Source organism: Acidovorax sp., assembly GCF_027492855.1.
GTDB lineage: Bacteria > Pseudomonadota > Gammaproteobacteria > Burkholderiales > Burkholderiaceae_C > Acidovorax.
This window is the reverse complement of the sequence record NZ_JAPUDY010000085.1, coordinates 1-25,909: the sequence shown is the minus strand read 5'-3', so window position 1 is coordinate 25,909 and position 25,909 is coordinate 1. Positions and strand designations below refer to the sequence as shown.

Sequence of the window (25,909 nt, the reverse complement as noted above, 5' to 3'; positions counted from 1 at the left end):
TCGAAGGATTCAGCGCTCGCGCCGCATCCGCAGCAGCTCATCCAGGATCAGGCAGACCGCCCCCACGCTGATGGCAGTGTCGGCCAGGTTGAAGGCCGGGAAATGGCCGCCGTGGAAGATGCCCGAGAGGAAGTTCCAGTGGAAATCCAGAAAATCCACCACGTAGCCGTGCATGAGCCGGTCCACCACATTGCCCACCGCACCCCCGAGGATGCTGGCCAGCGAAAAGCAGAACAGCTTTTGCCCAGGGTGCGCACGCAATTGCCACACGATGAACACCGTGGCCACCGCGCCGATGCCGGTGAACAGCCAACGCTGCCAGCCGCCCGCGTTCGACAAGAACGAGAACGCAGCCCCCGTGTTGTGGGCCCGCACGATGTTGAAGAAGCTGGTGATGAACGTGGAGTCACCCAGCCGGTAGTTGTCGAGGATCAGCGTCTTGGTGACCTGGTCGGCTACCAGCAGCAGCACGGCCCAGGCGAGCCAGGGCCAGATGCTGGCGCCGGAGCGCCCGTTCTGCGAAGCGCCAGCCATCAGGCGTGCGTCCGGTGCTCACCGGTGCCAAACAGGTTGCTGGTGCAGCGGCCACAAATGGTGGGGTGGGCCGCATCCTGGCCCACGTCGCTGCGGTAGTGCCAGCAGCGCTCGCACTTGGCATCAGAACTGGGTTTGACGCTGATCTGTAAAGCGCTACCAGCTACCAATTCGATAGCGGATGTGATGAAGACGAACTTCAGGTCATCGCCCAGGCTGGCCAGCAGCGCATGGTCCTCGGGTGCGGCCGTGAGCGTCACGTTGGCCTGCAGCGAGGAGCCCACCAGGCCCTCGGCGCGCAGCGTCTCGATCTCTTTGTTCACCACGTCGCGGATCTCGCACAGGCGCGCCCACTTGGCCAGCAGGCCTTCGTCGGCACCAGCGATGGAGCCGTAGGTCTCCAGGAAGATGGAGTCGGAGTGGCCGAACACCTTCCAGGCCTCTTCGGCCGTGAACGAGAGGAACGGCGCCATCCAGCGCAGCATGCCGTGTGTGATGTGGTACAGCGCCGTTTGTGCGCTGCGGCGCGCCAGGCTCTTGGGCGCGGTGGTGTAGAGGCGGTCTTTCAGCACATCGAGGTAGAAGCCACCCAGGTCTTCCGAGCAGTAGAGCTGCAGCTTGGCCACCACGGGGTGGAACTCGTAGACCTTGTAGTGCGCGAGCACGGTGGCCTGGAACTCGGCCGCGCGCGTGAGCGCGTAGCGGTCGATCTCCAGCATCTGGTCGAACGGCACGGCGTCCTTGGCGGGGTCGAAGTCGCTCACATTGGCCAGCAAGAAGCGCAGCGTGTTGCGGATGCGGCGGTAGGCGTCCACCACGCGCGCCAGGATTTTGTCGTCGCCCGCGATGTCACCCGAGTAGTCGCTGGCGGCCACCCACAGGCGGATGATCTCGGCGCCCAGCTTCTTGTTGATCTCCTGCGGGTCGATGCCGTTGCCCAGCGACTTGCTCATCTTGCGGCCCTGGCTGTCCACGGTGAAGCCGTGGGTCAGCAGGCCCTTGTAGGGCGCGCGGCCTTCCAGCGCGCTGGCCAAGAGCAGCGAGCTGTGGAACCAGCCGCGGTGTTGGTCATGGCCTTCCAGGTACAGGTCGGCCTCGGGGCCGGTGTCGTGGTGCACGCCGGGGTGTGTGCCACGCAGCACGTGGAAGAAGGTGGAGCCCGAGTCGAACCACACCTCCAGGATGTCGGTGCTCTTGGTGTAGCAGACGGCGTCCTCGGCGCCCAGGATCTCCTCGGCCGTCACGCGGCTCCAGGCCTCGATGCCGCCCTTTTCCACGATGTCGGCGGCCTGGTCCATGATCTCCATGGTGCGTGGGTGCAGCTCGCCCGAATCCTTGTGCAAGAAGAACGGGATGGGCACGCCCCAGCTGCGCTGGCGCGAGATGCACCAGTCGGGCCGCCCGGCGATCATGTCGTGCAGGCGGGCCTGGCCGTTCTCTGGGTAGAAGCTGGTGTGCTCGATGGCGTCCAGCGCGATCTGGCGCAGCGTCTTGGCGGGCTTGTCGCCTGCCTTGGTGAACACGCCTTCGCCTTCGTCCATGCGGATGAACCACTGGGCCGCTGCGCGGTAGATCACCGGCGTCTTGTGGCGCCAGCAGTGTGGATAGCTGTGGGTGATGTCCTTGGAGGCCATCAGGCGGCCTGCATTGCGCAGCGCCTCGATGATGACGGGCACGGCCTTCCAGATGTGCTGGCCGCCAAACAGCGGGAAGTCGGCCGCGTAGGTGCCGTTGCCCTGCACGGGGTTCAGGATGTCGTCCAGCGCCAGGCCGTTGGCGCGGCAGGAGTTGAAATCCTCCAGGCCGTAGGCGGGCGAGGAGTGCACGATACCCGTGCCGTCGTCCGCGGTGGCGTAGTCGGCCAGGTACACGGGCGACAGGCGGCGGTAGCCTGCATCCACGTCGTACAGCGGGTGCTCGAATTCGAGCCCGCCCAGGTTTTTGCCGAGGGTGGTGGCGACCACGCTGCCGGTGAGGCCGTAGCGCTCCAGGCACGAGGCGACCAGGGGTTCAGCCACCAGAAGCAGGCGCTCGCCCGCGTCCACCAGCGCGTAGCTGATCTCGGGGTTCAGGTTCAGCGCCTGGTTGGCGGGGATGGTCCAGGCGGTGGTGGTCCAGATCACCACGAAGGCGTCTTTTGCCAGCGCGGGCAGGCCGAAGGCGGCGGCCAGCTTGGCAGGCTCGTGCGCCTTGAAAGCCGCATCGAGCGTGGTGCTCTTCTTGTCGGCGTATTCGATCTCGAACTCGGCCAGCGAGCTGCCGCAGTCAAAGCACCAGTACACGGGCTTGAGGCCCCGGTAAACGAAGCCACGTTCCATCACGCGCTTGAAGGCGCGCAACTCGCCCGCCTCGTTGGCGAAGTTCATGGTTTTGTAGGGGTTGTCCCATTCGCCCAGCACGCCCAGGCGTTTGAAGTCGACCATCTGCTGCGCGATCTGCTCGGTGGCATAGGCGCGGCTCTTGGCCTGCATGTCGTCGCGGCTGAGGTTGCGGCCGTATTTCTTCTCGATCGCGTTCTCGATCGGCAGGCCGTGGCAGTCCCAGCCGGGCACGTACAGCGCGTCGAAGCCTTCGAGCTGGCGCGCCTTGGTGATCATGTCCTTCAAGATCTTGTTGACCGCGTGGCCCATGTGGATCTGGCCGTTGGCGTAGGGCGGGCCGTCGTGCAGGATGAACTTGGGCGCGCCCTGGCGTGCGTCGCGCAGGCGCTTGTAGATGCCTTTTTCATCCCATTCCTTCACCCAGCCCGGCTCGCGCTTGGGCAGGTCGCCGCGCATGGGGAAAGGGGTGTCGGGCAGATTCAGGGTGCTGCGGTAGTCCGTGGCGGTGGATTCGGTGGTACTGGCGTTGTCGGACATGAGGGAGCCTTAAAACGGGGCATTCCGGGGCAGGCCCGGAGCAAAACGGGGAAAGAGGAGGCGTATCGGAGGTGTGTAGTGCCTGCCGTGCAGGCGCTGCGCAGGCAGCCCCCTCAAATTCGGTCGCGCGTGGTCTGGCGCCGGGTCTCGGAGTGGTTGTTGGGAGCGTGGGCCGACGCAAAGAAGGCGCGTGCGTCCGCGCAGTCCTTGGCGATGCCTGCCGTCAGGGCATCCAGACCGTCGTATTTGAGCTCGTCGTGCAGTTTGTGCAGCAGTTCCACCCGCACGATTTTACCGTATGCCCCTTCGGCCCCCAGTTCGGCGGGCCATTGCAGGCAATGGGTTTCCAGCAACACGCGGCCGCCGTTGACGTCGTTCGGATCCAGCGAGGGGCGCACGCCCAGGTTGGCCACCCCCGGCAGCGGGGTGTCAGAGAGGCCGTGCACCAGCACAGCGAAGATGCCGCTGGCGGCAGGCTTCCAGTGCGCAAAGCGCAGGTTCAGGGTGCGAAAGCCGTTGCCCGCACCCGCTGCGGTGGCGCCCAGCTCGCGCCCCAGCTTGCGGCCATGCACTACATGGCCGCTGATGGTGTAGGGCCGCCCCAGCAGGCGCGCGGCGGCCTCCATGTCGCCCTCGGAAAGCGCTTGCCGCACTGCAGAGCTGGAAACACGCAGTCCGTGCACCTCATAGCTGTTCATGCGCGCCACGTCAAAGCCCTGGCGCTGGCCCGCCGCGTCCAGCATGGCGTAGTCGCCCGCGCGCTGGCGGCCAAAGCGGAAATCGTCGCCCACCAGCACGTAGCGGACGCCCAGGCCCCGCACCAGCACCTCGTCGATGAACGCCTGGGGCGACTGTGCGGCCAGTGCTGCGTCAAACGGTAGCACCACGGTTTGCTGCACGCCGCAGCGCTCCAGCTCGGTGAGCTTGTCGCGCAGCGTGCCGATGCGCGCGGGCGCGAGGTCAGGCTTGTGGTGCGCCCCTGCAAAATAGTCGCGCGGATGGGGCTCGAAGGTGAGCACGCAGCTTTCCACCCCCCGGTGGGCCGCCTCGTTGTTCAGCAGGGCCAGCATGGCCTGGTGGCCCCGGTGCACGCCATCGAAGTTGCCAATGGTCAGCGCACAGGCGTCAGCGATGCCTGGGTGGTGGAATCCGCGAAAGATCTTCATCGGTTTGTTATCTTTTTGATAGCACTATGCGCAGGTACATCAAGCGCAAGACGCCAATTTGTCATCAAAACAGAGTATATTGTGATCCACGGGCAGCCCGGTGCAAGGCTGCCCGCGAGACATCTGCGTTCCGAATCCTTGTGTACTTTGCGTTCCAGGAGGCGTGTTTTGAAGGTCTTGAAGCTGTCGGCCCAAGGGCTGCCCCAATCGTGGATTTCGCTCGAACAAGCGGTGATTCATTACGCCGCGGGTGAAGTGCGCTGGGAATCCGGCGCCCAGATCGCCCGGTTCCGGGGCGGGCACAACGCCATCACGGGCGAGCAGTCGGTGATTGCCATCAACAGCATCATCGGCACCAAGGGCGTGCCCAGCATCAATCCGTTCGATCTGAAGCCCAGCCTGACCAACGGCAAACTTTTTGCCCGCGACCGCAATGTGTGCGCCTACTGCGGCGGGCACTTTCATGAAGAAGCCCTGACCCGCGAACACATCGTGCCCTTTGCCCGCAACGGGCAGGACCACTGGATGAACGTGGTGACGGCCTGCCGCCCCTGCAATCACCGCAAGGGGCCGCGCACGCCCGAGCAGGCGCATATGCCGCTGCTGTATGCACCCTACATACCCAGCCTGTGGGAAGACTTCATTTTGCGCAACCGGCGCATCCTGGCCGACCAGATGGATTTTCTGATGGCGCATGTGCCCAAGTCGTCACGCCTCTTGGCGTGACGCGGGGCAACAGAGGGGCGTCGTCTAGTCCGATCGCCCCGCCAGCCTTCAAGCAGGCTTGTGCGCCGTGACGATGAAGCCGTGCACCGGCTGGTGGTTTTCGTGGCGCAGCACGGTGTCTTCGACCTCCACCGTATCAAAACCTGCGGCTTTGCACAGGGCTTCGGCGTGGCTGCGCTTGTGCGCGTAGCGCCCGCTGGGCAGCAAAGCCAGATCGGGCCCGGTTTCGTCAGCCACTTCGCAGGAGAAGATCAAGACCCCATCGGATGCCAGAACGCGGTAGGCGTTGGGAATGGCCTCGGTCAGGTCGCCTGCGTAGATGAACACGTCCAGCGCCGCGATGGCCTGGAAGAGCCCCTCGGGTGTATCGCGCAGGGCGTCGTGCAGGTTGACCGTGTGAAAACGGTCGTACACGTTGTGGCGGGCTGCCTGCTCGATCATTTTCATCGACAGGTCCACGCCGAGGAGGGCGCCGTCCAGGCGGCCCAGGCACACGCCCAGCAAGCCCGTGCCGCACCCGAGGTCAAGCACGTTGAGCTTCTTGTCGGGGTGGCGGGCCAGGATCTTGTCGGCGACCTGCTTGGGCAACTGGTACTTCAGGCTGCGCACCATGTGCATGTCGTAGAACTCGGCCATGCCGTCGAACAGGGGGCGTGTCAGCTCCGCTGGCTGCTGGGCCGGTGTTTCACCGCGCGCGAGCTCGGCGTAGTACTGATAGACCGCGTCTTCGGGGGCCAGCCCCAGCAGGGTTTCTGCGTTCGCACGGGCGTCCGTAGGCTTGCCTGCGGCAATGAGGGCTTGCACGCGCCCGGTGAGTGATTGGTGGTCGGCCGGGTTTTCGTCCACCAGGGCGCTCCACAGCGCCAGGGATTCGTCGTGCTGGCCTTGATCGCTCAGGTCGCGCGCCAACAGGCGGCGCAGTGCCACGTCGCCCGGCACCAACTCCAGGCCCCGGCGCAGGTGGCGCACGGCCATTTCGGTGTGGCCCGCACGGTGGGCGATGTCGATGACGCCCGCCAGCACCTGCAGGTTCTTGGGTTCCAGCGCAGCTACCTTTTCAGCGGTTTCCACGGCTTCCTTGAACTGGTTCTGGCGGGCCAGCAGCAAGGCCAACTCCAGCAGGCCAGGGCCCCAGTCGGGCGCCAGGGCGACGGACTTGCGCAGGGCCTCGAAGGCGCCATTGACGTTGCCGGATTTTTCGGCCATCAAGCCCGCCAGCATGAAGACGCGGGCATCGCCAGGTGACTTCTTCTGTGCCTTGTTCAGGGTTTCGGCAGCTTGCTTGAGTTCGCCCTTGGCGATCTGGGTGTGCGCGATTTCAAGGTACTGGCGGATGGGATCTGTGGGGGAAATGGTGGCGCTCATAAAAAGAGGAAAAAGACGCAAGGCGCGGCAAACGCTGTACGAGGTTGCCAGTGGTAGATGCGGAATTATCAACGGATTGGTCCAAGTGGCATCTTCGCGCCAACTTGGCTGTGCAACTCATGGCCATGGGCGTGGAGTGTCGCCGTGGCATGTCCTGGTGTGTCAACGGGCTGGTGGGTGTATTCCGAGTGACAGCAGTTTCTATGTAACTGTGAACAATTGCAAAAAGCGGATATTGAAATAGTCAAGTTCTTTATGTGCCTGAGTGTGTAATTTGTTTTTATATGTAAGATATTTTAGATTGTCATTGTTTTGTCACAATATTGTCACATTTGCAAACTGCCTGGCATGCGGGTTGGCAATGGTTGCGCAGGTTGGAGCGTTTTTTGGCAACGAGGCGGCCAACATGGCTTGCAAGTCTGTGGTGTTTGGGACGTGGAGCGTGCGTTTCGCGAAACGGCGGTTCACTTTTTTGAATCAATTGGGTGAGAGATTGAAAATGACTGTTGCTGATGCTTGGCGGGGTGGAAGTCGCTGGAAGCATGTGAGGGCTGCAATGGCTCTGGCTGTGTCCTTGGTGGGAGTGCAACAAGTGGCTGCGCAGACCTGTCAGCCCGACAAGCTCTATGACAACATGATCAGTTCCTACCATTCATCGCTTGCGCAGCGCACCGATGGCTCCTGGGTTGGCTGGGGGGCACGCATGGGGCCTTTGGGTGGAGACAACACTAGCGATCCCTATGTTTACGATGGAAACTCCGTAGGACGTCCGCTCGACATCATTGATGGGGGAACCTGGGCACATGGTGCAAGTCGGCTCGGGGGTAGCGCGCCGTTGCTGATAACGGCAGGTAGCGACGGCTCAGCCTATGAGCAAGTCATTGCGTTGACTGCCTCGGGGCTTTTTGCTTGGGGAAATGAAGATTCCGTATTGAACCCTGTCAACAAAGCTGGCGATGTCGCCGGTCCGGTGGCCGTAGGTGGCAAGGCGGATGGTCTGCCGCCTAATGTGAACCCTGACGACGTGGCGCAGATTTTTGCTACCCACGCACTGCTGGCCTTGGTCACCAAATCCGATAAAGGCGGGGAAGTGTGGGTGTTGGTCAATGGCTCCACCAGACATGCCATGCGCGGTGATGGCTCCAGCGATGCCGCCGGGGACAATATCTGGCATCGTGTGCGCACCAACGCTAACGGTAACCCGGTGTTGAAAGATGTCGTTGCCTTGCGTGGCCAAGTGGGTAGCAGCAATAGCAGCCCCACCGGAGCGCTGATGGTGCAGACCAGTGATGGCAAACTTTATGCGTGGGGTGCGACGCCTTATTTCGGCAACGGCGCCAGTGCCGCTTCCACTAGCTACGCAACGCCCATGACCCTGCCGCAGGAGGGGGGCGTGAACATTACGCCCAAAATGATCGGCGTGACGGTTGGCAGCACTATGTTTGTTCTCTCCTCCACGGGGACGCTGTACTCGGTGGGGGGCAACGAACGCCGCCAATTGGGGCAGAACATTGATCAAACGACGCCGGAGGTGAATAGCTGGGGAGTTGTCAAACTGTTCACTGATGGTGTGGGTGCAAGCTCCTTGAGGGGGCAGGTGAAGTTGTTCAGTGTTCAGGAGCATGACGCAGAATATGCCGCCGGTGCGTTGATCACCAACGATGGCACGCTTTACACCTGGGGTAGAAACAGTGGCCGCATGATTGGTCGGTATACCACTGCAGGTGGCACGAACCTGACCACAGGAAGCTTTCACGTGGGCATTCCAGAAATGGGAACCGCCTATACAAATGGGCTACCGACGGCCCATGCGCCCAATACCATCAAGGCTCAAATGGTTGAAGTGGGCGGCCACACCACGGTGTTCCAGCCCCAAAGCAGTCCGCAGTTCTGCTACGTTGGGCACCAGATCAAGGGAAGCATGGGCGATGGGTTCATGGGTGATGAGGATCAGGATTATTTCAATTGCCAGGCCACGCCGGTTTTGAATATCTGCGGCTCGACCGGCTTTGATTACGGTGATGTACCCAAGGGGTATGAAAACGGCGGTGGTGCCAATCAAGCCATGCATTTCTACGCCAGCGGTGGCGTGAATCCGAGCAACAACCCTTTGTTCCTTGGCACCAGGGCGCCCCAGCAGAACGACGCCACTCCTAAAAATGTCGTGAGCGGTACCAAGAATGTGGGGCAATTTGGCGACTACATCGCCAGCCCGACGGTGATTCTGGAGGAGGACGGGATTTTTGAAACGGAAGTTAATGGTGGTGGCTTTTTTGCGGTCACGCCTGGCGATGAGCTGTCCACCATTCTGGATACCGCGACCAGTTACAGCCTGAGGGTGCGTTACACCAACACGACCAAGGACTCCAGCAACGTTGACGTTGCCGGCACCATTCACGCGTGGGTGGACTGGAACAACAACGGTGTTTTTGAAACCGGCGAGTACGCATCCGCAGTTGCGGCCGCTAATACACCAGGCGGCCAGGCCACCCTCACCTGGAATAGCCTCACAGGATTGACAGAGGGCTATCGCTACATACGCCTACGCATTACCACCAAGACGGCTGGTGATCCCAATTTCAATGCACAGTTTCCCGCCGGCAACGTAACAATTCGCGCGAGTGAGGACTCCAGGGCGTTGGGTTTTGCCATGGATGGCGAAATCGAGGACCACCGCGTGCGCGTTGTTCAAGCAAACGGCGCCGTCAACGCCCCGCCCGTAGCGGTCAGTGTCAACACCGCGCCCATAGGTCTTGGCACTACGGCGCAGCGCTTGCTGCTGCCGGCCTCCACCAATCCTGCACCCATGAATGGCACCGATAGCGACGGCACCGTGGTGGCCTACCGCATCATGACCCTGCCTGCCAACGGTACTTTGTACTATCTAAACGGCGCTGTTCCGGTGGCTATTACCAGCCTTCCCGCCGGAGGCATGCCCGTGGACGCCACGACGGAACTGTGGTTTGCCAGTACTGCTGCCGCGGCTTCATCGTTCACTTTCAAGGCCATCGACGACGATAGCGATGAGTCAAGCGCTACGGCGACTTACACCATCCCGAAGGTATTGATCGATGCGATCAATGACACGGTGAATGTGTCTATCGGAACGCCAACGGTGGTTACTAGCGTGTCAGGCAATGACACGGCTGAGTTGTATGGAGCCAACGGCTCACCCACAGGGCCTTCGCCGCAGTTTTCCATCACGGGCAGCACGAATGGCGCCAATGGCACAGTGACATGCAGCAGTGTGGCCGGTACATGCACTTACACGCCCAACAACCCCGCCGCCCACGGCACTGACACCTATGAGTACACCATTTGCCTGACGAATAACCCAAGAGTGTGTGACCGCGGTGTGGTGACGGTCAGGGTTGGCAACGGAGGCATTGTGGTTTCGGCGACGCCATCAGCGATTCCGGCAAACAACCCGCTAGCGCTTCTGGCGGCCACGTTGGCCATCATGGGCCTGGTGGCCCGTCGCCAATACAAACGCAAGCGCTGAGCGCACTTCCTAGGCCTCACGCCATCATGTCCGGCGTGAGGCTTGGGTCGTGGAGCCTGAAAGCCAGCCGTACCTCGTGCGCGGCTGGCTTTTTTGTGTGCCAGACGCGGTTCACTTTCGTTTCATCAGGGTGTAAAAAACCCCGCAGACCATCTTGAGTCTGCGGGGCCGGGTGCCGCATTGCAAAGATGCGGCCGGTAGAGAGTGCGCTGTGTATTTGGTTTAAGCGAACACGCCCGCCGTGTCCTGCATCCGCGCCGACACCTCGCCCAGGTGGTGCAGGGTGTCGCCAAAGGTCATTTCAAGCTGTGTGAGCTTCTTGAAGTAGTGGCTGCCGATGTATTCGTCGGTCACGCCGATGCCGCCGTGCAACTGCACGGCCTGCTGGCCCACGAAGCGCATGGATTGGCCCAGTTGCACCTTGGCGCGGGCCATGGCGGCGCGGCGTTCGGCGGTGGGGGCGTTCAGTTTGAGGCTGGCGTAATAGCTCATCGAGCGGGCCAGCTCCAGCTGCATCTTCATGTCGGCCACGCGGTGGCGCAGGGCCTGGAAGCTGGCGATGAACACGCCGAACTGCTTGCGCTGGTTCATGTATTCGACGGTGAGTGCCACTGTTTTGTCCATCACGCCCACGGCTTCGGCGCAGGTGGCGGCGATGCCGGTGTCCACCGCCAGCTCCAGCGCGGCCAGGCCGTCGGTGGTGATGAGCGTGGCGGCGGCGTTGTCCATCACCACTTCGGCGGCGCGGCTGCCGTCCTGCGTGAGGTAGCCGCGTGTGGCCACGCCGTCGGCATCGCGTTCCACCAGGAAGAGTGCAATTTTTCCGTCCAACTGCGCGGGCACGATGAAGGCGTCGGCCTGGTCGCCCGCAGGCACTATGCTTTTGCTAGCTGTTAGCGTGTATCCAGATTGCGCTGGTGCCGCTTTTGCCTCGCAAACATCGAGGCGGTAGCGCGCCTTGCGCTCTTGGTAGGCCAGCACCACCAGGGCTTCGCCGCTGGCGATGCGGGGCAGCCAGGCCGATTGCACAGCGGCGGGTGCGTAGGCGCTGAGCACGCTGCTGGCGATGAAGGCCTGGGCAAGAGGCTCCAGCACCATGCCACGGCCCAGCTCCTCGGCCACCACCATGGCGTCGATGGCGCCCTGGCCCAGGCCACCTTGGGCCTCGGGCACGGTCAGGGCGGTCAGGCCCAGCTCGGCCAGTTCGCCCCAGGCGGCGCGGTCAAAGCCACCGGCCTCGACGGCGGCGCGGCGGCGCTCAAACGTGTAGCCCTTGTCCACCCACTTGCGCACGGCGTCGCGCAGTTGTTCCTGGTCGTCAGAAAAATCGAAATCCATGTTCTTGTCTCCTTAGCCGAGGACGGTCTGAGCCACGATGTTGCGTTGAACTTCATTGCTGCCACCGTAAATGGTGGTCTTGCGCAGGTTGAAGTAGGTGGACGCCAGCGGCGCATTGGCGGTCACGCCGCCAGGGAAGTTGCCTTGCCAGCCCGCTTCCATGGCCTCTTCGATGAAGGGCAGGCTGAAGGGGCCTGCGGCCAGCATCATCAGCTCGGCATAACGCTGCTGGATCTCGCTGCCCTTGATCTTGAGCAGGCCTGCGATGTCGAGCGAGTTCTTGCCCGATTTTTCGGCCGAGAGCACGCGCAGCACCAGCATTTCCAGCGCCACGACGTCCACTTCGAGCAGCGCGATCTGGTCGCGAAAGCGCTGGTCGTCCCACAGACCTTCGGTTTTGGCGATGCGTTTCAGGCGCTCCAGCTCGCGTTTGCTGCGGTTCACGTCGGCGATGTTGGTGCGCTCGTGGCTGAGCAGGTGCTTGGCGTAGGTCCAGCCCTTGTTTTCTTCGCCGATCAGGTTCTCGGCGGGCACTTCGACGTTGTCGAAGAACACTTCATTTACCTCGCACTCGCCATCGAGCAGTTTGATCGGGCGCACGGTGACGCCCTTGGACTTCATGTCCAGCAGCAAAAAGGAGATGCCTGTTTGCGGTTTGCCCTCGGTGCTGGTGCGCACCAGGTTGAACATCCAGTCGCCATACTGGCCCAGCGTGGTCCAGGTTTTCTGGCCGTTCACGATGTACTTGTCGCCCACGCGCTCGGCGCGGGTTTTGACGCTGGCCAGGTCCGAGCCCGAGCCTGGTTCGCTGTAGCCCTGGCTCCACCAGACTTCGCCGCTGGCGATACCGGGCAAAAAGCGCTTTTGCTGTTCGGCATTGCCAAATGCCATGATCACCGGCGCCACCATCACGGGGCCAAAAGGGATGATGCGCGGTGCGCCAGCCAGGGCGCATTCTTCTTCAAACAAGTGCTTTTGCACGGCCGTCCAGCCGGGGCCTCCAAACTCTTTGGGCCAGCCAAAGCCGAGCCAGCCTTTTTTGCCCAAAATTTTGGCCCAGCCCTGCATGTCTGCGCGGGTCAGGCGCAGGGCGTTGTGCACCTTGTGCGAGATTTCCTGGGGCAGGTTGGCGTGAACCCATGCGCGAACTTCATCGCGGAAGGCCTGTTCTTCGGGGGTGAATGCGAGATCCATACGGCTTGTCTCCTGAGAATTTCTATTTGTAGCACGGTCGTTCGTTTTATTCCTGTCCGGGTGGCGACATGGGCGCTGAATCGGCGGAAATGCCCAGCTCAGAACACAGCCGCTGCACCGTGGCCTTCAGGCCAGCAACTTCGGCCTCCAGCGCATCCACCCGGGCCTGCAAGGCGGCCGATGTGCCGCCCCCGTTGCTTGCGGTGGGGGCGCTGGCGCTGGTATCCACCGGCCCACACATCAGATGTGCCCAGCGCTGCTCACGGGCACCGGGCGCGCGGGGCAGTTGCACAACCAGCGGGCCGCCTTTTTCAGCGCTGCGTTCCTGCAGTTCGTCGAGGAAGGCCTCGACCGACGAAATGTCCGCAAACCGGTACCAGCGCTCGGCGTTGATGCGCAACTCGCCCGCCGTCTGCGGGCCGCGCAGCATCAAAAGGCCCAGCAGCACGGCCGACTGCTCGGGCACACCCACGCCGCGCTGGAAGTTGTGCTCCCAGCGCGTGGTGCGGTTGCCGCTGGTCTCGAACGCCAGGGTCAGCAGCTTGAGCGAGTCCAGCGCCTCTTGTGCCTCTGCGTCGCTCAGGGTCATCACCGGGTCGCGGCTGGTCTTCTGGTTGCAGCCGGTCAGCAGGCCGTTGAGCGACATGGGGTAGCTGTCGGGCACGGTGCGGGCTTTTTCCATCAGCGTGGCGAGCACACGGGCTTCGTGGGGGGTGAGGGGGCGGGTGGTGGGGTCGAAGGGCATGGCTGGGATAATTCGCTGCAAATGAAGAACATCGTGATTTTGATCTCAGGCGGGGGCTCCAACATGGCCACCATCGTCCGCACCGCACAACAAGAGAACTGGGCACAACGCTACGGTGCCCGCGTGGCCGCCGTGATCAGCAACAAACCCGATGCCGCCGGGCTGGTCTTTGCGCGGGAGCAGGGCATTGCCGCCGAGGCGCTGGACCACAAGGCCTTCGCCAGCCGCGAGGCCTTCGATACCGAACTGGCCGCCACCATCGACCGCCACCAGCCCGCCCTGGTGGTGCTGGCGGGGTTCATGCGCATCCTCACGCCGGGCTTTGTGGCGCACTACGCGGGGCGGCTGATCAACATCCACCCCTCGTTGCTGCCCGCCTTCACCGGGTTGCACACGCACCAGCGCGCCATCGACGCAGGCTGCAAGTTTGCGGGCGTCACCGTGCATCAGGTGACGGCCGAGCTGGACGTGGGCCCCATCCTCGACCAGGCCGTGGTGCCCGTGCTGCCAAACGACACGGCCGAGACGCTGGCGGCACGCGTGCTCACGCAAGAGCATGTGATCTACCCGCGCGCCGTGCGGGCGCTGGTTCAGGTGTTGTGAGTAGTCGATTTAATCAAAAATGATAGCTGCTTGCGCTTGATGAATAAGCGCTAGAGCCTGTTTTCATTCAAATTTCCGCGCTGTCCGGGCTATCGCCGCAGCGCTCGAAGCGCGGCCGCAGCACGCCGTCCACCAGTACCTGCTCCTCAAACATGGCAGCAGGCCGCACCCACAGGCCGCGCTGGCCGTAGAGCGCGCGGTACAGCGTCATGGGCTCCAGGGATTCACTGTGGCGCACGGTGTCGATCACCTCGTAAAGCATGCCTTTGTAGTGGCGGTACAGGCCGGGGGGCGTGTGGATGAGGGCGGGCAGGTCTTCGTCGGTCATGGGGGTGTGGATGGTGAATGGTTAGGATGCTGTCTTAAACCAAAGAGTGAGGGATGCCGTGGATCAGGCAGATTTTGTGCATTTGGTGCGCATGAGCGAGCATGCCAGTGCGGACAACAGCCGTGCCTACCGCCGCAGCGTGGCCGCGTTTGCCGCGTTGGGCTATGCGTGGGTGCTGGGGTGCCTGGCGCTGGCCGTGGGTATTTTGGCGTGGGTGGTGCCGCAGATGCTGCAAGGGCGCTTTCGCTTCGCCATGGTGTGGGCCCTGCTGGGGGCGGGCGGGCTGCTGTGGGTCAGCCTGCGGGCATTGTGGGTGCGTCTTGACGAGCCTGAGGGGGAGCAGATCACGGCACTGGATGCGCCGGACCTGTTCGAGGCGCTGGAGCGTATCCGCCGCAAGATCAAGGGGCCGCATATTCACAAGGTCACGCTCAACGACGAGTTCAACGCCAGCATCCAGCAGTTGCCGCGTTTTGGCCTGCTGGGCGGCGCTGTCAACCACCTGAGCATTGGCCTGCCCCTGCTGATGGCGCTGGACCGGCCGCGTTTTTTGGCCGTGCTGGCCCATGAATACGGCCACTTGCGCGGCGACCATGGCCGGTTTGCGGCCTGGATCTATCGCACGCGCCTGTCGTGGATGCGGCTGAACCACAGCCTGGCGGACGATAGCGGCCCGGTGGCCGCTGCCACGCAGGCATTCATGCGCTGGTACTTTCCGCGTTTTTCCGCCAAAACCTTTGCGCTGGCTCGCCAGGACGAATACGAGGCCGACCGCATCGCGGGCAAGCTGCTCGGCCGTGATGTGACGGCCGCCGCCCTGGCCGAGATCGAGATCCGTGGGGCGTGGCTGCAATCGGAGTTTTGGGGCGATCACTGGTGCGTGGCTGCCGACAACGCGCTCCCGGTGGGCCCTTATCGCAGCATGCGCCGCGTGTTGGCCAAGGCCCCGGAAGCGGCTTTTGCCAATGATGCGTTGCGCCAGGCGCTCAAGCGCCTGAGCAGCGTGGACGACACCCACCCCGGCCTGCGCGACCGCATCGAGGCGTTGGACGCCACGCCCACCCTACCAGACTGGTCGCGGGGCAACGCGCTGGCCCTGCTGGGGCCCGACGCCAAGCGCTGGGTGGCGCATTTCGACAAACAATGGTGCCGCGACAACGCCACTGAATGGAAGCAGCACCACGCCTGGCTGGCGCGCGTGCGCGCACGCGCCGAGGCCCTGGCCGCATCGACGGCCCAGAGCAGCGCCGCCGACCTGGTGGAGCTGGCCCGCCTCAAGCGCCACCTCGACCCCCGCGCCGATGTGCGAGCGCTGTACGAGCTGGTCCTCACACGCAGCCCTGAGTACCCGGCCGCCCTGCGCGGGCTGGTGTCCTGCCTGCCCGATGAAGACCGCGAGGCCAAGCTCCTGCTGCTGAACCGGTTGTGGGAGGCGGGCAGCAGCGACCGCTACTGGGCTGCACGTGCCGCGCTGGCCGAGCTGGAGACCCCGCGAATGGGCATGGACCACGACGCAGCCGCCTTCAAGCAGTGGCGCAAGCGGCTGGAGCGCGCGCAGGAGTCCGAGGAGAGGGCCTGGGAAGAACTGTCGGGCACCTCGTTTTTCAGCCAGATCCTGCGCAATGACCTCAGTGCGTTCGAACTGGCTGAACTGCAGTCCGAGCTGGCCCGCTGCACAGCGCTGACCCGCTGCTGGCTGGTGCGCAAGAACCTGCGCGAACACCCCCAGCGCAGGGCCTACCTGGTGTTTGTGGAGTTGCCCGGCATGGACGACGAAAGCCGCTATCACCTGTGCCGGGCGCTGGAGCGCAACCTGAGCCTGCCCGGCCCCGCGCTGGTGCTGTGGGCGGGCGAATCACCCACGCTGCAGCAGATCGAGCGCTCGGCGTTCGAGCCTATTTACCGGCGCTGAAGGCACTTCCAGCTGATCGGCACTCAAAAAGAAGGCAAAAAAGAAGGCAAATCCGTTCACGCTGAGCTTGTCGAAGCGCCGCGCAAGGTTTCGACAAGCTCAACCCGAACGGTTTGGAAGGATTGAGCGCGAATCCGTGTCCATGGGGGCTTCAGGAGACAATCGGGGGATGCATCCCAAAGTTCTTCTCGACGCCTGCGCCGAACTGGTCAGGCTCACCCTCACGTTTGAACACCCCGCCGACGCGGTGGTGTCACGATTCTTCCGCGACAACCGGGGCCTGGGGCCCCGCGAGCGCGCCACGCTGGCCGAAACGGTCTATACCGTGCTGCGCAAAAAGCTGCTGTTCGACCACATGGCCCCCTCGGGCTCCGGCCCTAAAGAGCGCCGCCTGGCCATCCTGGGCTTCTACGGCCCGCGCGACTTCCTCAAGAGCGCCCTGACCGACCAGGAAAAGAACTGGCTCGACCAGTGCGATGCCGTCACGGTGGACGACCTGATGGAGCGCCACCGCCACAACCTGCCCGAATGGCTGGTCAAACCCCTCAAGGACCAGTTGGGTGACGGATTCTGGCCGCTGGTGGAAAGCCTGGCCCAGAGCGCACCACTCGATTTGCGCGTCAACGCCCTCAAGGACAAGCGCGCCGATGTGCAAAAGGAGCTGGCCAAGGCTGGCATCAAGGCCCTCCCCACGCCGTATTCGCCCTGGGGCCTGCGCATTGACGACAAGCCCGCGCTGACCAAGCTCGACGCCTTCACGCGTGGTGCCATCGAGGTGCAGGACGAAGGCTCGCAACTGCTGGCCTTGCTGCTCGATGCCAAGCGCGGCGAGATGGTGGTGGATTTTTGCGCTGGCGCAGGCGGCAAGACCCTGGCCATTGGCGCAGGCATGCGCAGCACCGGGCGCCTGTATGCGTTTGATGTGTCGGCACACCGGCTGGACGCCCTCAAGCCCCGCCTGGCCCGCAGCGGCCTGTCGAACGTGCACCCTGCTGCCATTGCCCATGAGCGCGACGACCGCGTCAAACGCCTGGCAGGCAAAATCGACCGCGTGCTGGTGGACGCGCCTTGCTCGGGCCTGGGCACCTTGCGCCGCAACCCCGACCTCAAGTGGCGCCAGTCGGCCAAGGCCGTCGAAGAACTGGTGGCCAAGCAGACCGCCATCCTGGACAGCGCCGCCCGCCTGCTCAAGCCGGGCGGTCGCCTGGTCTATGCCACCTGCAGCATCCTGCCGCAGGAGAACGAGGCCATTGCCGAGGCCTTCAGCGCGTCGCACCCTGATTTCGAACTGCTTGATGCGGGCGACTTGCTCGCGCAGCTCAAGGTGGAGGGCGCCAAGAGCCTGTGCAGTGGCGGCGCTTCGGGCAGCGCCTATCTGCGGCTGTGGCCCCATTTGCACCAGACCGACGGTTTTTTTGCAGCCACCTGGGTCAAAAAAGGCTGAGTGACCGCTCTAAACGCGCATCAGGGCGGGAAATCACCCCGAACCCTGTGGATACCCCTGAACGTTTGAAGGGGGTGGCCCTCTAAAATCAGGCACCTGTTTGTTCCAGTGGCGAGCAGGTTCCCCCTTTGTCTGTCTCCTGAGAAGCAATAAGGCTTTTTGAATATGCTGTTACCCGATTGGGCTGTGCTGAATGCTGCCATCGACTGGCTGGGCCATGGCCTGTGGAACCTGACGTGGTGGCAGATCGTTCTGTACACGTTGGCGACAACGCACATCACCATTGCGGCGGTCACGATCTTCCTGCACCGCGCGCAGGCGCACCGCGCGCTCGACCTGCACGCCATCCCCTCGCATTTCTTCCGCTTCTGGCTGTGGATCGGCACCGGCATGGTCACCAAGGAATGGGTGGCCATCCACCGCAAGCACCACGCCAAGTGCGAAACCGTGGACGACCCGCACAGCCCACAAACGCGCGGGCTGGACACCGTGATGTGGCGCGGCGCTGAGCTGTACCGCGCTGAGTCCAAGAACATGGAAACCATGAAGAAGTTCGGCCACGGCACGCCCGATGACTGGATGGAACGCAACGTATACACCCGCTATGGCTGGCAGGGCGTGGGCCTCATGCTGATTCTGAATTTGGCCCTGTTTGGCGCCCTGGGCGCCGCCGTGTGGGCCGTGCAGATGTTGTGGATTCCGTTCTGGGCCGCAGGCGTGGTCAATGGCGTGGGCCACTACTGGGGTTACCGCAATTTCGAGGCGCAGGACGCCAGCACCAACCTCTCACCCTGGGGCATCATCATTGGTGGCGAAGAGCTGCACAACAACCACCACACCTACCCCACATCGGCCAAGTTCTCGGTCAAGCCCTACGAGTTCGACATCGGCTGGGTCTATATCAGCCTGATGAAAAAAGTGGGCTGGGCCACGGTCAAGAAGGTGCCGCCCAAGCTGCAACTGGGCGACGTGAAGCCCGTGGCCGATGAAAAGACGCTGGAGGCCCTGATTGCCAATCGTTACGAGGTGATGGCGGGCTACGCGCGCGGCGTGCGCCAGGCCTGCCAGGAAGAAATCGCCGCACTGAAAGCCCGCCAGGCCGATGTGTCGGTGCTGCAAGCCGCCAAACGTTGGCTGCACCGTGACGCCGAGAAGGTGCCCGCCATCGCGCTGCCGCAACTGGCACAAGCGCGCGCCGCCCACCCGGCCTTGGACAAGATGGTGACGATGCGCGAAGAGCTGCGCCAGTTGTGGCTCAACACCACCCAGTCGCGCGAGCAGCTCACGGCCGATTTGCAAGCCTGGTGCCGCCGCGCCGAAGAAAGCGGTATTTCCGCGTTGCGCGAGTTTTCGCTGCGGCTGCGTGCAGTGCAGGCCTGAGGCGGTTTGCGCTGACCAAACCAAGGCCTTGCCGGTTGGCAAGGCCTTTTTCTTTGGGGTTCTCGCCCTATTGCATGGCGTGAACGCGTCGCGATAGACAGAGTCCTTGGCAGCCTTCCTGGGGGTTTTGAAGGCGGTGCGCAGTCCGTGCCAGATCTTCTGCCACAGCCCAGGCACGGGTACGCCTTCCGTGAGCTGAATTTGGGCGGGGCCGCGCAAGGGGTTGTGCAACTGGACCCAGGTCGCCTGCGTCTGACCATTCCACGGCAGGTGTTCACCCGCCCTCAGCAGGGCGTGAGGCGGTGTCAACAATGTCTGCCCGCAGGAGTGTGGGGAAAAATGGATGGCCACTTCTCCCTGGGTGGTGTGCAGTGTGCTGCCGGGTGTCAGGCAAAACCAGAGACCCTGGCCGGGTGCCAGATAAAGAGTAAGAGGCGGCGGGGGCGTGGTGGTGGTAGGGGTGCTGTGCAGGGGCATGGTGCTGGGGCTCCGGACGAACAAACAAAAGGCTGCAGTGAAGGCTTGAGCGTAGAAAAAGCAGCTTCCGTTCAACAGATACACGCGCCGACGCACAGAGGTAGAACAGCATCGATTTATTGAATGCTGTTATGGTCCTGTTTGCTCTTTCCTGTATCTGTACCCGCCAGCGGCGTTCGGGCACGATGCGCTGATCTGATGCTGAGTCCGCGCTACGGCGGCACACCGAGCCAAGCCATGCCACATTCCTCCGAGCCCCGGCAAGCCCCGATTTACCGCCAACTGGCGGCCTTGTATGAACAGGCGATCGCCGCAGGCAGTCTTGTGCCCGGCATGCGCATGCCGTCGGTGCGCGAGTTGTGCCAGCGGCACCAGGTGAGCCTGACGACGGCACTTCAGGTGCTGCGTCAGCTCGAATCGCAGGGCTGCGTGGAGGCGCGTGCGCGGGTGGGCTACTTCGTGAGTGAGCCGGGTGGCGTGGTGCTGCCCAGGGCGCGCGAGCCCGAGCTGCATGAGCCGCTGGCCCACGACCCGCATGTGTTTGCGGGCATCAATGAGCGCATTTCCCGCTTTCTTGACAAAGCCCGCCGTGCAGGCCCCCTGCTGCTGGATTTGGGCAGTGCCATGCCTGCGCCCAGCCTGCTCGATGCGGCTGCGCTCAACCGGCTGGCCCACGGCCTGCTGCGGGAGCAGCCGGACATCCTGGTGTACGGCCCCTCGGCGCCGACCACCCACCCTGAGTTCCAGCAGGCCATGGCGCGCCATGCGCTTACCTTTGGCGTGTGCGTGGCACCTACCGAGATCGGGGCGACACATGGAAACTCCGAAGCGGTGAACCTTGCCCTGGATGCCGTGGCCGAGCCGGGTGATGTGATTGCCGTCGAATCTCCCACGTTTTTTGGCATCCTGCAGGCGATTGAGGTGCGCGGGCTGCGTGCGCTGGAGATCCCGAGCAGCCCGCACACCGGTATGTCGCTGGAGGCGCTGGAACTGGCGGCGCGCAACGAGCCCCGGCTCAAGGGCGTGGTGGTGGTGCCCCACCTGCAGATGCCTTTGGGCAGCGTGATGCCTGACACCCACAAGGAGCGCCTGGTAGCGCTGTGTGTGGAGCACGGGCTGGCGCTTATCGAGGACGATATCTACCGCGAGTTCGTCGAATCCCCCCGCGTGCTGCGCCCCGCCAAGGCCTGGGACCGCCAGGGCGATGCGGGCCAGGTCATTTATTGCGCATCGCTCAGCAAGAGCTTTGCGCCCGGCCTGCGCCAGGGCTGGATGAGCGCGGGCCGTTGGCAGGCGCGGGTGCAGATGATCAAGTTCGCGCGCACGCGCAACATGCAGACCTGGTCGCAGCTGCTGGCGGCCCGCAGCGTGGACTCGCCAGCCTATGAGCGCCACATGCGCCGCATGCGGGCGCAGTTGCGCATCCAGCGCGAACAGGCGGCACGGGCCGTGGCCCGCTATTTCCCGGTGGGTACGCGCCTGAGCCTGCCGCCGGGCGGGCTGAGCCTGTGGCTGGAGCTGCCCGCCGGTATTTCGTCTACGCGTTTGTACGACGAGGCGCTGCAAAACGGCATCCGTGTGGCGCCGGGCCCCATGTTCTCCAACACCGGGCGGTACGAGCATTTCTTGCGCCTGAGCTGCGGCATGCCGTTCACGGCCGAGGTGGAGGCGGGCTACCGCACGCTGGGGGCCTTGTTGGCGGCGCAACTGGCCCAGGCGCCCATGCCCCGCAAAGCCGCGTGAGCGCGGTGATCCCGCTGGCAATCGGGCCGCGGGTGGGCATAAAAAAACCGCCCTGAGGGGCGGTTTTTTTGAGGGCAACGGGCTGAATTACTTCAGCTTCATTTCCTTGTATTCCACATGCTTGCGAGCCTTGGGATCAAATTTCATGATCAGCATCTTCTCGGGCATGGTCTTCTTGTTCTTGGTCGTGGTGTAGAAGTGGCCGGTACCCGCAGTGGATTCCAGCTTGATCTTGTCGCGTCCGCCTTTGCTTGCCATGGTGCTACTCCTTAAGCCTGGCCACGGGCGCGCAGGTCTGCGAGCACCGAGTCGATACCGTTCTTGTCGATCAAACGCAGGGCAGCGCTCGAAACACGCAGGCGCACCCAGCGGTTTTCGCTCTCGACCCAGAAACGGCGGTATTGCAGGTTCGGCAGGAACCGGCGCTTGGTTTTGTTGTTGGCGTGGGAAACGTTGTTCCCGACCATGGGCTTCTTGCCCGTTACGTCGCAGACGCGTGCCATGAGGACACTCCGATACTTTTAACGGCCGCTTGCTGGGCCCTGGGCTTGTTGTTTGCCCAGGTTGGCTTGCGGCCTCACCTCGCCAGAAAGGGTGGCGGTAACCCGATTTGCCTGTTTCGGGGCACCGAAAAAACGGGCCGAATTCAGCAAAGCCGCAGATTATAGCCTGATGCCCGTTTTTTGATCAAGCCTCTTTCAGGCCTCTTGTTCCAGGAAGCGCTGGGCGTCCAGCGCGGCCATGCAGCCCGTGCCTGCGCTGGTGATGGCTTGGCGATAGACATGGTCCTGCACGTCGCCTGCGGCGAACACGCCGGGCACGCTGGTCTGGGTGGCAAAGCCCTTGAGGCCGCTTTGGGTGACGATATAGCCGTTTTCCATGGCCAGCTGGCCCTGGAAGATCTCGGTATTGGGGGCGTGGCCGATGGCGATGAAGCAGCCTTGCAGCTTGATGTCTTGGGTGGTGCTGTCCTGGGTGCTCTTGATGCGGATACCCGTCACGCCGGTGTTGTCGCCCAGCACTTCGTCCAGCGTGTGGAACAGCTTGAGCTCGATCTTGCCAGCCGCCACTTTTTCGTTGAGCTTGTCCACCAGGATGGGCTCGGCCTTGAACTTGTCGCGGCGGTGCACCAGCGTGACCTTGCGCGCGATGTTCGACAGGTACAGCGCCTCTTCCACCGCCGTGTTGCCGCCGCCCACCACGCAGACGTCCTGGTCGCGGTAGAAGAAACCGTCGCAGGTGGCGCAGCCGGACACGCCTTTGCCCATGAAGGCCTCTTCGGACGGCAGCCCCAGGTATTTGGCCGATGCGCCGGTGGCCAGGATCAGTGCGTCGCAGGTGTAGGTGCCACTGTCGCCGGTGAGCGTGAAGGGGCGCTTGCTGAAGTCAACCTTGTTGATGTGGTCGAAGATGATCTGGGTCTTGAAGCGCTCGGCGTGCTCCAGAAAGCGCTGCATCAGGTCGGGGCCCTGCACGCCGTGCACGTCGGCGGGCCAGTTGTCCACCTCGGTCGTGGTCATCAGCTGGCCGCCCTGGGCCATGCCGGTGATGAGCACCGGGTTCAGGTTGGCGCGCGCAGCATAGACGGCGGCCGTGTAGCCAGCGGGGCCGGAGCCCAGGATCAGAACTTTCGCGTGTTGGGTGGTGGACATGGTAAAAGCCTGTGTTTTGCGCTCGCAACATGGAGCGCTGTTGGGAAAGCTGAGGGTCAGGTCGGCAAGTATCAACCGGCCACCGCTTGATCGAGCGGCCCCTTTTCAATCACGGTGATTGTAAGAAGCGATGGATAACCCGCTGCGGCGCCGGTTGGGCCGCCCCTTTTGTTGAGGAGATGTTTGCATGTCGACGATGTTGTCCAACCTGGACCTGCTGCGCCGGGTGCCCTTGTTCTCGCTGCTGACGGTGGCCCAGGCCGAGGTGATCAGCGGGGCGGTGATCAAGCGCCGCTACAAGCGCGGCGAGGCTCTGGTGGAGCAGGGAATGAAGTCGAATGCGCTGTTCATCCTGCTCACGGGCCGGGCCAGGGTGATGACGTCGGACAGCCGGGGGCGCGAGGTGATTCTGGCCAATCTGGCGCCGGGCGACTACCTGGGCGAGATGAGCATCATTGACAACGAACCCCATTCGGCCACGGTGCGCGCCGAGGTGCAGACCGACGTGCTCATGCTCGGGCGTGCGGAATTTGCCCGCTGCCTGACCGAGAACGCCTCAATGGCGCTGGTGGTGATGCGGGGCCTGGTCAAGCGCCTGCGCCATGCCGATCGCAAAATTGAGTCACTGGCGTTACTGGATGTATATGGCCGCGTGGCCCATGCCTTGCTGGACTTTGCCGTGCGCGACGCGCAGGGCCAGTTGGTGATCAAGGACAAGATATCCCGCCAGGACCTGGCCAAGATGGTGGGTGCCTCCCGCGAGATGGTCAGCCGCGTGATGAAAGACCTGGAAGAGCGCGGCTTCATCGAGTTGCTGCCGAGCGGCGCAACCCTGCTGCGCGACCGGCTGAACGCGCTGGGCTGACGGCACCGCCTTGCGGCGGCCTGGCAAGCCCAACATTCCGAGGTGCATGGGGTAAGCTCGCCCGGCACGCTTATGACCTACTCCCTTAATACATTGAATGCATCGGCGGCGGCCAAGTCGCCGCCCCGCACGGGCGCTGCCCGTTTTGGCCACGAAATCGGCCTGCTGGTGGGCCTGCTGGCCCTGGTTTTCTGGCTGCTGGCACTCGTCAGCTATTCGGCGCAGGACGCCGCCTGGTCCACCTCGGGCACGCACGATACCCGCATGGTGGCCAATTGGGCGGGGCGGGTGGGCGCCTGGCTGGCCGATGGCAGCTATTTTGCGCTGGGTTTTTCGGTGTGGTGGTGTGTGGCGGCGGGCGTGCGGGCCTGGCTGTCGTCGCTGGCGCGCTGGATGCGCGGGGGCGAGGCCGTGGCCGGGGGCGCCAGCCCGCTGGCGCGGCGGGCCGTTTTCTGGCTGGGCCTAGTTGTGCTGATGTGTGCCAGCACGGCGCTGGAATGGTCGCGCCTGTACCGTTTTGAATCCTTTTTGCCCGGCCATGCCGGTGGCGTGCTGGGCTACCTGGTGGGGCCGGCCAGCGTGAAATGGCTGGGCTTCACGGGTTCCGGCCTGCTGGCGATCGTGCTGGCGGTGGCGGGGGCGGCGCTGGTGTTCCGCTTCTCGTGGGGCCATGTGGCCGAGTTTCTGGGCGGCCGCATCGATGCCCTGGTGCAGTCGCGCCTGGAAAAACGTGAGGTGGCCAAAGACGTGGCCGTGGGCCGCAAGGCCGCACGCGAGCGGGCCGTGGTGGTGCTGGAGGAGCGCACCGAGAGCGAAGAGCATCACCCAGAGCCCGTGCAGATCATCGAGCCCATGCTGGTGGATGTGCCGCAAAGCACCCGCGTGGTGAAAGAGCGCCAAAAACCCTTGTTCACCGAAATGCCCGACAGCAAGCTGCCGCTGGTGGACCTGCTCGACGGCCCGTTGCAGCGCCAGGAAACCGTGGCGCCCGAGACACTGGAGATGACCAGCCGCCTGATCGAGAAAAAGCTCAAGGACTTTGGCGTGGAAGTGCGCGTGGTGGCGGCCATGCCCGGCCCCGTGATCACCCGCTACGAGATCGAGCCCGCCACGGGCGTGAAGGGCTCGCAGATCGTGGGCCTGGCCAAGGACCTGGCGCGCTCGCTGAGCCTGGTGTCCATCCGCGTGGTCGAGACCATCCCCGGCAAGAACTACATGGCGCTAGAGCTGCCCAACGCTAAGCGCCAGTCCATCCGCCTGTCCGAAATCCTCGGCTCGCAGGTCTACCACGAGGCCAAGAGCATGCTCACCATGGGCCTGGGCAAGGACATCGTGGGCAACCCGGTGGTGGCCGACCTCGCCAAGATGCCCCACGTGCTGGTGGCGGGCACCACGGGTTCGGGCAAGTCGGTGGGGATCAACGCCATGATCCTCTCGCTCTTGTACAAGGCCGAGGCGCGCGACGTGCGCCTGTTGATGATCGACCCCAAGATGCTGGAAATGTCGGTGTACGAAGGCATCCCGCACCTGCTGGCGCCCGTGGTCACCGACATGAAGCAGGCCGCCCACGGCCTGAACTGGTGCGTGGCCGAGATGGAGCGACGCTACAAGCTCATGTCCAAGCTCGGGGTGCGCAACCTGGCGGGCTACAACGTCAAGATCGACGAGGCCAAGGCGCGCGAGGAGTTCATCTACAACCCCTTCAGCCTCACGCCCGAGGAGCCCGAGCCGCTGCAGCGCCTGCCGCACATCGTGGTCATCATCGACGAGCTGGCTGATTTGATGATGGTGGTGGGCAAGAAGATCGAAGAGCTGATCGCCCGCCTGGCGCAGAAGGCGCGCGCAGCGGGCATCCACCTGATTTTGGCCACCCAGCGCCCCAGCGTGGACGTGATCACCGGCCTGATCAAGGCCAACATTCCCACCCGCATCGCGTTCTCGGTGGGCTCCAAGATCGACAGCCGCACCATCCTCGACCAGATGGGCGCCGAAGCCCTGCTGGGCATGGGCGACATGCTCTATATGGCCAGCGGCACGGGCCTGCCGATCCGCGTGCACGGCGCCTTTGTGTCGGACG

Annotated in this window: 20 protein-coding genes; 9 read left to right on the top strand and 11 right to left on the bottom strand. The window is 63.6% G+C overall.

Annotation, left to right across the window (positions count from 1 at the left end):
- Positions 1-9 precede the first annotated feature (9 nt).
- The 3 genes from lspA to Q0105_RS16685 all read right to left on the bottom strand — a co-directional run bounded on the left by lspA (position 10) and on the right by Q0105_RS16685 (position 4,558).
- Positions 10-534, bottom strand: a complete 525-nt coding sequence (gene lspA, locus Q0105_RS16695; RefSeq protein ID WP_298213261.1) for a signal peptidase II — start codon at positions 532-534, stop codon at positions 10-12.
- The gene (ileS, locus tag Q0105_RS16690; RefSeq protein ID WP_298213260.1) at positions 534-3,392 is read right to left on the bottom strand and encodes an isoleucine--tRNA ligase; all 2,859 of its coding nucleotides are present in this window, start codon (positions 3,390-3,392) and stop codon (positions 534-536) included. The genes lspA and ileS overlap by 1 nt, the downstream gene beginning before the upstream one ends.
- Before the next feature lie 113 nt (positions 3,393-3,505).
- Positions 3,506-4,558: a bifunctional riboflavin kinase/FAD synthetase gene (locus tag Q0105_RS16685; RefSeq protein ID WP_298213259.1), complete on the bottom strand. Its 1,053-nt coding sequence runs from the start codon at positions 4,556-4,558 to the stop codon at positions 3,506-3,508.
- A gap of 168 nt (positions 4,559-4,726) precedes the next feature.
- On the opposite strand from Q0105_RS16685, the gene Q0105_RS16680 reads away from it, so the two are divergent.
- Entirely contained in the window at positions 4,727-5,284 is a 558-nt protein-coding gene (locus Q0105_RS16680; protein WP_298213258.1) for an HNH endonuclease, read from the top strand.
- Between the two features lie 48 nt (positions 5,285-5,332).
- Here the strand turns inward: Q0105_RS16680 and Q0105_RS16675 are convergent, their stop codons facing one another.
- Positions 5,333-6,649: a tetratricopeptide repeat protein gene (locus Q0105_RS16675; protein WP_298213257.1), complete on the bottom strand. Its 1,317-nt coding sequence runs from the start codon at positions 6,647-6,649 to the stop codon at positions 5,333-5,335.
- Between the two features lie 301 nt (positions 6,650-6,950).
- On the opposite strand from Q0105_RS16675, the gene Q0105_RS16670 reads away from it, so the two are divergent.
- Positions 6,951-10,151 carry a GEVED domain-containing protein gene (locus Q0105_RS16670; RefSeq protein WP_298213256.1) on the top strand — a complete coding sequence of 1,067 codons (3,201 nt, stop codon included), beginning with the start codon at positions 6,951-6,953 and terminating at the stop codon, positions 10,149-10,151.
- Positions 10,152-10,373: 222 nt separating this feature from the next.
- Here the strand turns inward: Q0105_RS16670 and Q0105_RS16665 are convergent, their stop codons facing one another.
- The 3 genes from Q0105_RS16665 to Q0105_RS16655 are packed head-to-tail and all read right to left on the bottom strand — an operon-like array spanning position 10,374 to position 13,428.
- Complete coding sequence (locus Q0105_RS16665; protein WP_298213255.1) at positions 10,374-11,489, bottom strand: acyl-CoA dehydrogenase family protein; 1,116 nt, start codon at positions 11,487-11,489, stop codon at positions 10,374-10,376.
- A 12-nt stretch (positions 11,490-11,501) separates the two neighbouring features.
- On the bottom strand, positions 11,502-12,683 hold the full coding sequence (locus tag Q0105_RS16660) for an acyl-CoA dehydrogenase family protein (protein WP_298213254.1): 1,182 nt from the start codon (positions 12,681-12,683) through the stop codon (positions 11,502-11,504).
- A gap of 46 nt (positions 12,684-12,729) precedes the next feature.
- A complete protein-coding gene (locus Q0105_RS16655) occupies positions 12,730-13,428 on the bottom strand; it encodes a YceH family protein (protein WP_298213253.1) in 699 nt (232 codons plus the stop codon).
- A gap of 21 nt (positions 13,429-13,449) precedes the next feature.
- Between Q0105_RS16655 and purN the strand changes: the two genes are divergently transcribed.
- Positions 13,450-14,031 carry a phosphoribosylglycinamide formyltransferase gene (gene purN, locus Q0105_RS16650; RefSeq protein ID WP_298213252.1) on the top strand — a complete coding sequence of 194 codons (582 nt, stop codon included), beginning with the start codon at positions 13,450-13,452 and terminating at the stop codon, positions 14,029-14,031.
- Between the two features lie 67 nt (positions 14,032-14,098).
- Here the strand turns inward: purN and Q0105_RS16645 are convergent, their stop codons facing one another.
- Positions 14,099-14,359, bottom strand: a complete 261-nt coding sequence (locus tag Q0105_RS16645) for a DUF1653 domain-containing protein (RefSeq protein ID WP_298213251.1) — start codon at positions 14,357-14,359, stop codon at positions 14,099-14,101.
- Positions 14,360-14,417: 58 nt separating this feature from the next.
- Here Q0105_RS16645 and Q0105_RS16640 point away from each other — a divergent pair, with 58 nt between their 5' ends.
- From Q0105_RS16640 to Q0105_RS16625, 4 genes are all read left to right on the top strand, one after another.
- Positions 14,418-16,271: a M48 family metallopeptidase gene (locus tag Q0105_RS16640; protein WP_298213250.1), complete on the top strand. Its 1,854-nt coding sequence runs from the start codon at positions 14,418-14,420 to the stop codon at positions 16,269-16,271.
- Between the two features lie 169 nt (positions 16,272-16,440).
- Complete coding sequence (locus Q0105_RS16635) at positions 16,441-17,715, top strand: RsmB/NOP family class I SAM-dependent RNA methyltransferase (RefSeq protein ID WP_298213249.1); 1,275 nt, start codon at positions 16,441-16,443, stop codon at positions 17,713-17,715.
- Positions 17,716-17,880: 165 nt separating this feature from the next.
- Positions 17,881-19,095 carry a fatty acid desaturase gene (locus Q0105_RS16630; protein ID WP_298213248.1) on the top strand — a complete coding sequence of 405 codons (1,215 nt, stop codon included), beginning with the start codon at positions 17,881-17,883 and terminating at the stop codon, positions 19,093-19,095.
- A 714-nt stretch (positions 19,096-19,809) separates the two neighbouring features.
- Entirely contained in the window at positions 19,810-21,315 is a 1,506-nt protein-coding gene (locus Q0105_RS16625; protein ID WP_298213247.1) for a PLP-dependent aminotransferase family protein, read from the top strand.
- An 87-nt stretch (positions 21,316-21,402) separates the two neighbouring features.
- Here the strand turns inward: Q0105_RS16625 and rpmG are convergent, their stop codons facing one another.
- From rpmG to trxB, 3 genes are all read right to left on the bottom strand, one after another.
- Complete coding sequence (rpmG, locus tag Q0105_RS16620; protein WP_008904999.1) at positions 21,403-21,573, bottom strand: 50S ribosomal protein L33; 171 nt, start codon at positions 21,571-21,573, stop codon at positions 21,403-21,405.
- Between the two features lie 11 nt (positions 21,574-21,584).
- Positions 21,585-21,818: a 50S ribosomal protein L28 gene (rpmB, locus tag Q0105_RS16615; RefSeq protein WP_005797187.1), complete on the bottom strand. Its 234-nt coding sequence runs from the start codon at positions 21,816-21,818 to the stop codon at positions 21,585-21,587.
- Positions 21,819-22,013: 195 nt separating this feature from the next.
- Positions 22,014-22,967, bottom strand: coding sequence for a thioredoxin-disulfide reductase (trxB, locus tag Q0105_RS16610; RefSeq protein ID WP_298213246.1), 954 nt, complete (start codon positions 22,965-22,967; stop codon positions 22,014-22,016).
- A gap of 187 nt (positions 22,968-23,154) precedes the next feature.
- On the opposite strand from trxB, the gene Q0105_RS16605 reads away from it, so the two are divergent.
- Positions 23,155-23,832: a Crp/Fnr family transcriptional regulator gene (locus Q0105_RS16605; RefSeq protein ID WP_298213245.1), complete on the top strand. Its 678-nt coding sequence runs from the start codon at positions 23,155-23,157 to the stop codon at positions 23,830-23,832.
- Between the two features lie 72 nt (positions 23,833-23,904).
- Positions 23,905-25,909: DNA translocase FtsK (locus Q0105_RS16600; RefSeq protein WP_298213244.1), on the top strand; the 2,005-nt coding region annotated here is incomplete at its 3' end.

What these genes read in the sequence shown, in the direction of transcription:
- Q0105_RS16605 (WP_298213245.1), top strand. Translation starts at nt 23,155, where the DNA reads ATGTCGACGATGTTGTCCAACCTGGACCTGCTGCGCCGGGTGCCCTTG.
- Q0105_RS16635 (WP_298213249.1), top strand. Translation starts at nt 16,441, where the DNA reads ATGCATCCCAAAGTTCTTCTCGACGCCTGCGCCGAACTGGTCAGGCTC.
- purN (WP_298213252.1), top strand. Translation starts at nt 13,450, where the DNA reads ATGAAGAACATCGTGATTTTGATCTCAGGCGGGGGCTCCAACATGGCC.
- Q0105_RS16685 (WP_298213259.1), bottom strand. Translation starts at nt 4,558, where the DNA reads ATGAAGATCTTTCGCGGATTCCACCACCCAGGCATCGCTGACGCCTGT.
- Q0105_RS16625 (WP_298213247.1), top strand. Translation starts at nt 19,810, where the DNA reads ATGCCACATTCCTCCGAGCCCCGGCAAGCCCCGATTTACCGCCAACTG.
- rpmB (WP_005797187.1), bottom strand. Translation starts at nt 21,818, where the DNA reads ATGGCACGCGTCTGCGACGTAACGGGCAAGAAGCCCATGGTCGGGAAC.
- Q0105_RS16630 (WP_298213248.1), top strand. Translation starts at nt 17,881, where the DNA reads ATGCTGTTACCCGATTGGGCTGTGCTGAATGCTGCCATCGACTGGCTG.
- lspA (WP_298213261.1), bottom strand. Translation starts at nt 534, where the DNA reads ATGGCTGGCGCTTCGCAGAACGGGCGCTCCGGCGCCAGCATCTGGCCC.
- Q0105_RS16655 (WP_298213253.1), bottom strand. Translation starts at nt 13,428, where the DNA reads ATGCCCTTCGACCCCACCACCCGCCCCCTCACCCCCCACGAAGCCCGT.
- Q0105_RS16645 (WP_298213251.1), bottom strand. Translation starts at nt 14,359, where the DNA reads ATGACCGACGAAGACCTGCCCGCCCTCATCCACACGCCCCCCGGCCTG.
- trxB (WP_298213246.1), bottom strand. Translation starts at nt 22,967, where the DNA reads ATGTCCACCACCCAACACGCGAAAGTTCTGATCCTGGGCTCCGGCCCC.
- Q0105_RS16675 (WP_298213257.1), bottom strand. Translation starts at nt 6,649, where the DNA reads ATGAGCGCCACCATTTCCCCCACAGATCCCATCCGCCAGTACCTTGAA.
- rpmG (WP_008904999.1), bottom strand. Translation starts at nt 21,573, where the DNA reads ATGGCAAGCAAAGGCGGACGCGACAAGATCAAGCTGGAATCCACTGCG.
- Q0105_RS16665 (WP_298213255.1), bottom strand. Translation starts at nt 11,489, where the DNA reads ATGGATTTCGATTTTTCTGACGACCAGGAACAACTGCGCGACGCCGTG.
- Q0105_RS16660 (WP_298213254.1), bottom strand. Translation starts at nt 12,683, where the DNA reads ATGGATCTCGCATTCACCCCCGAAGAACAGGCCTTCCGCGATGAAGTT.
- ileS (WP_298213260.1), bottom strand. Translation starts at nt 3,392, where the DNA reads ATGTCCGACAACGCCAGTACCACCGAATCCACCGCCACGGACTACCGC.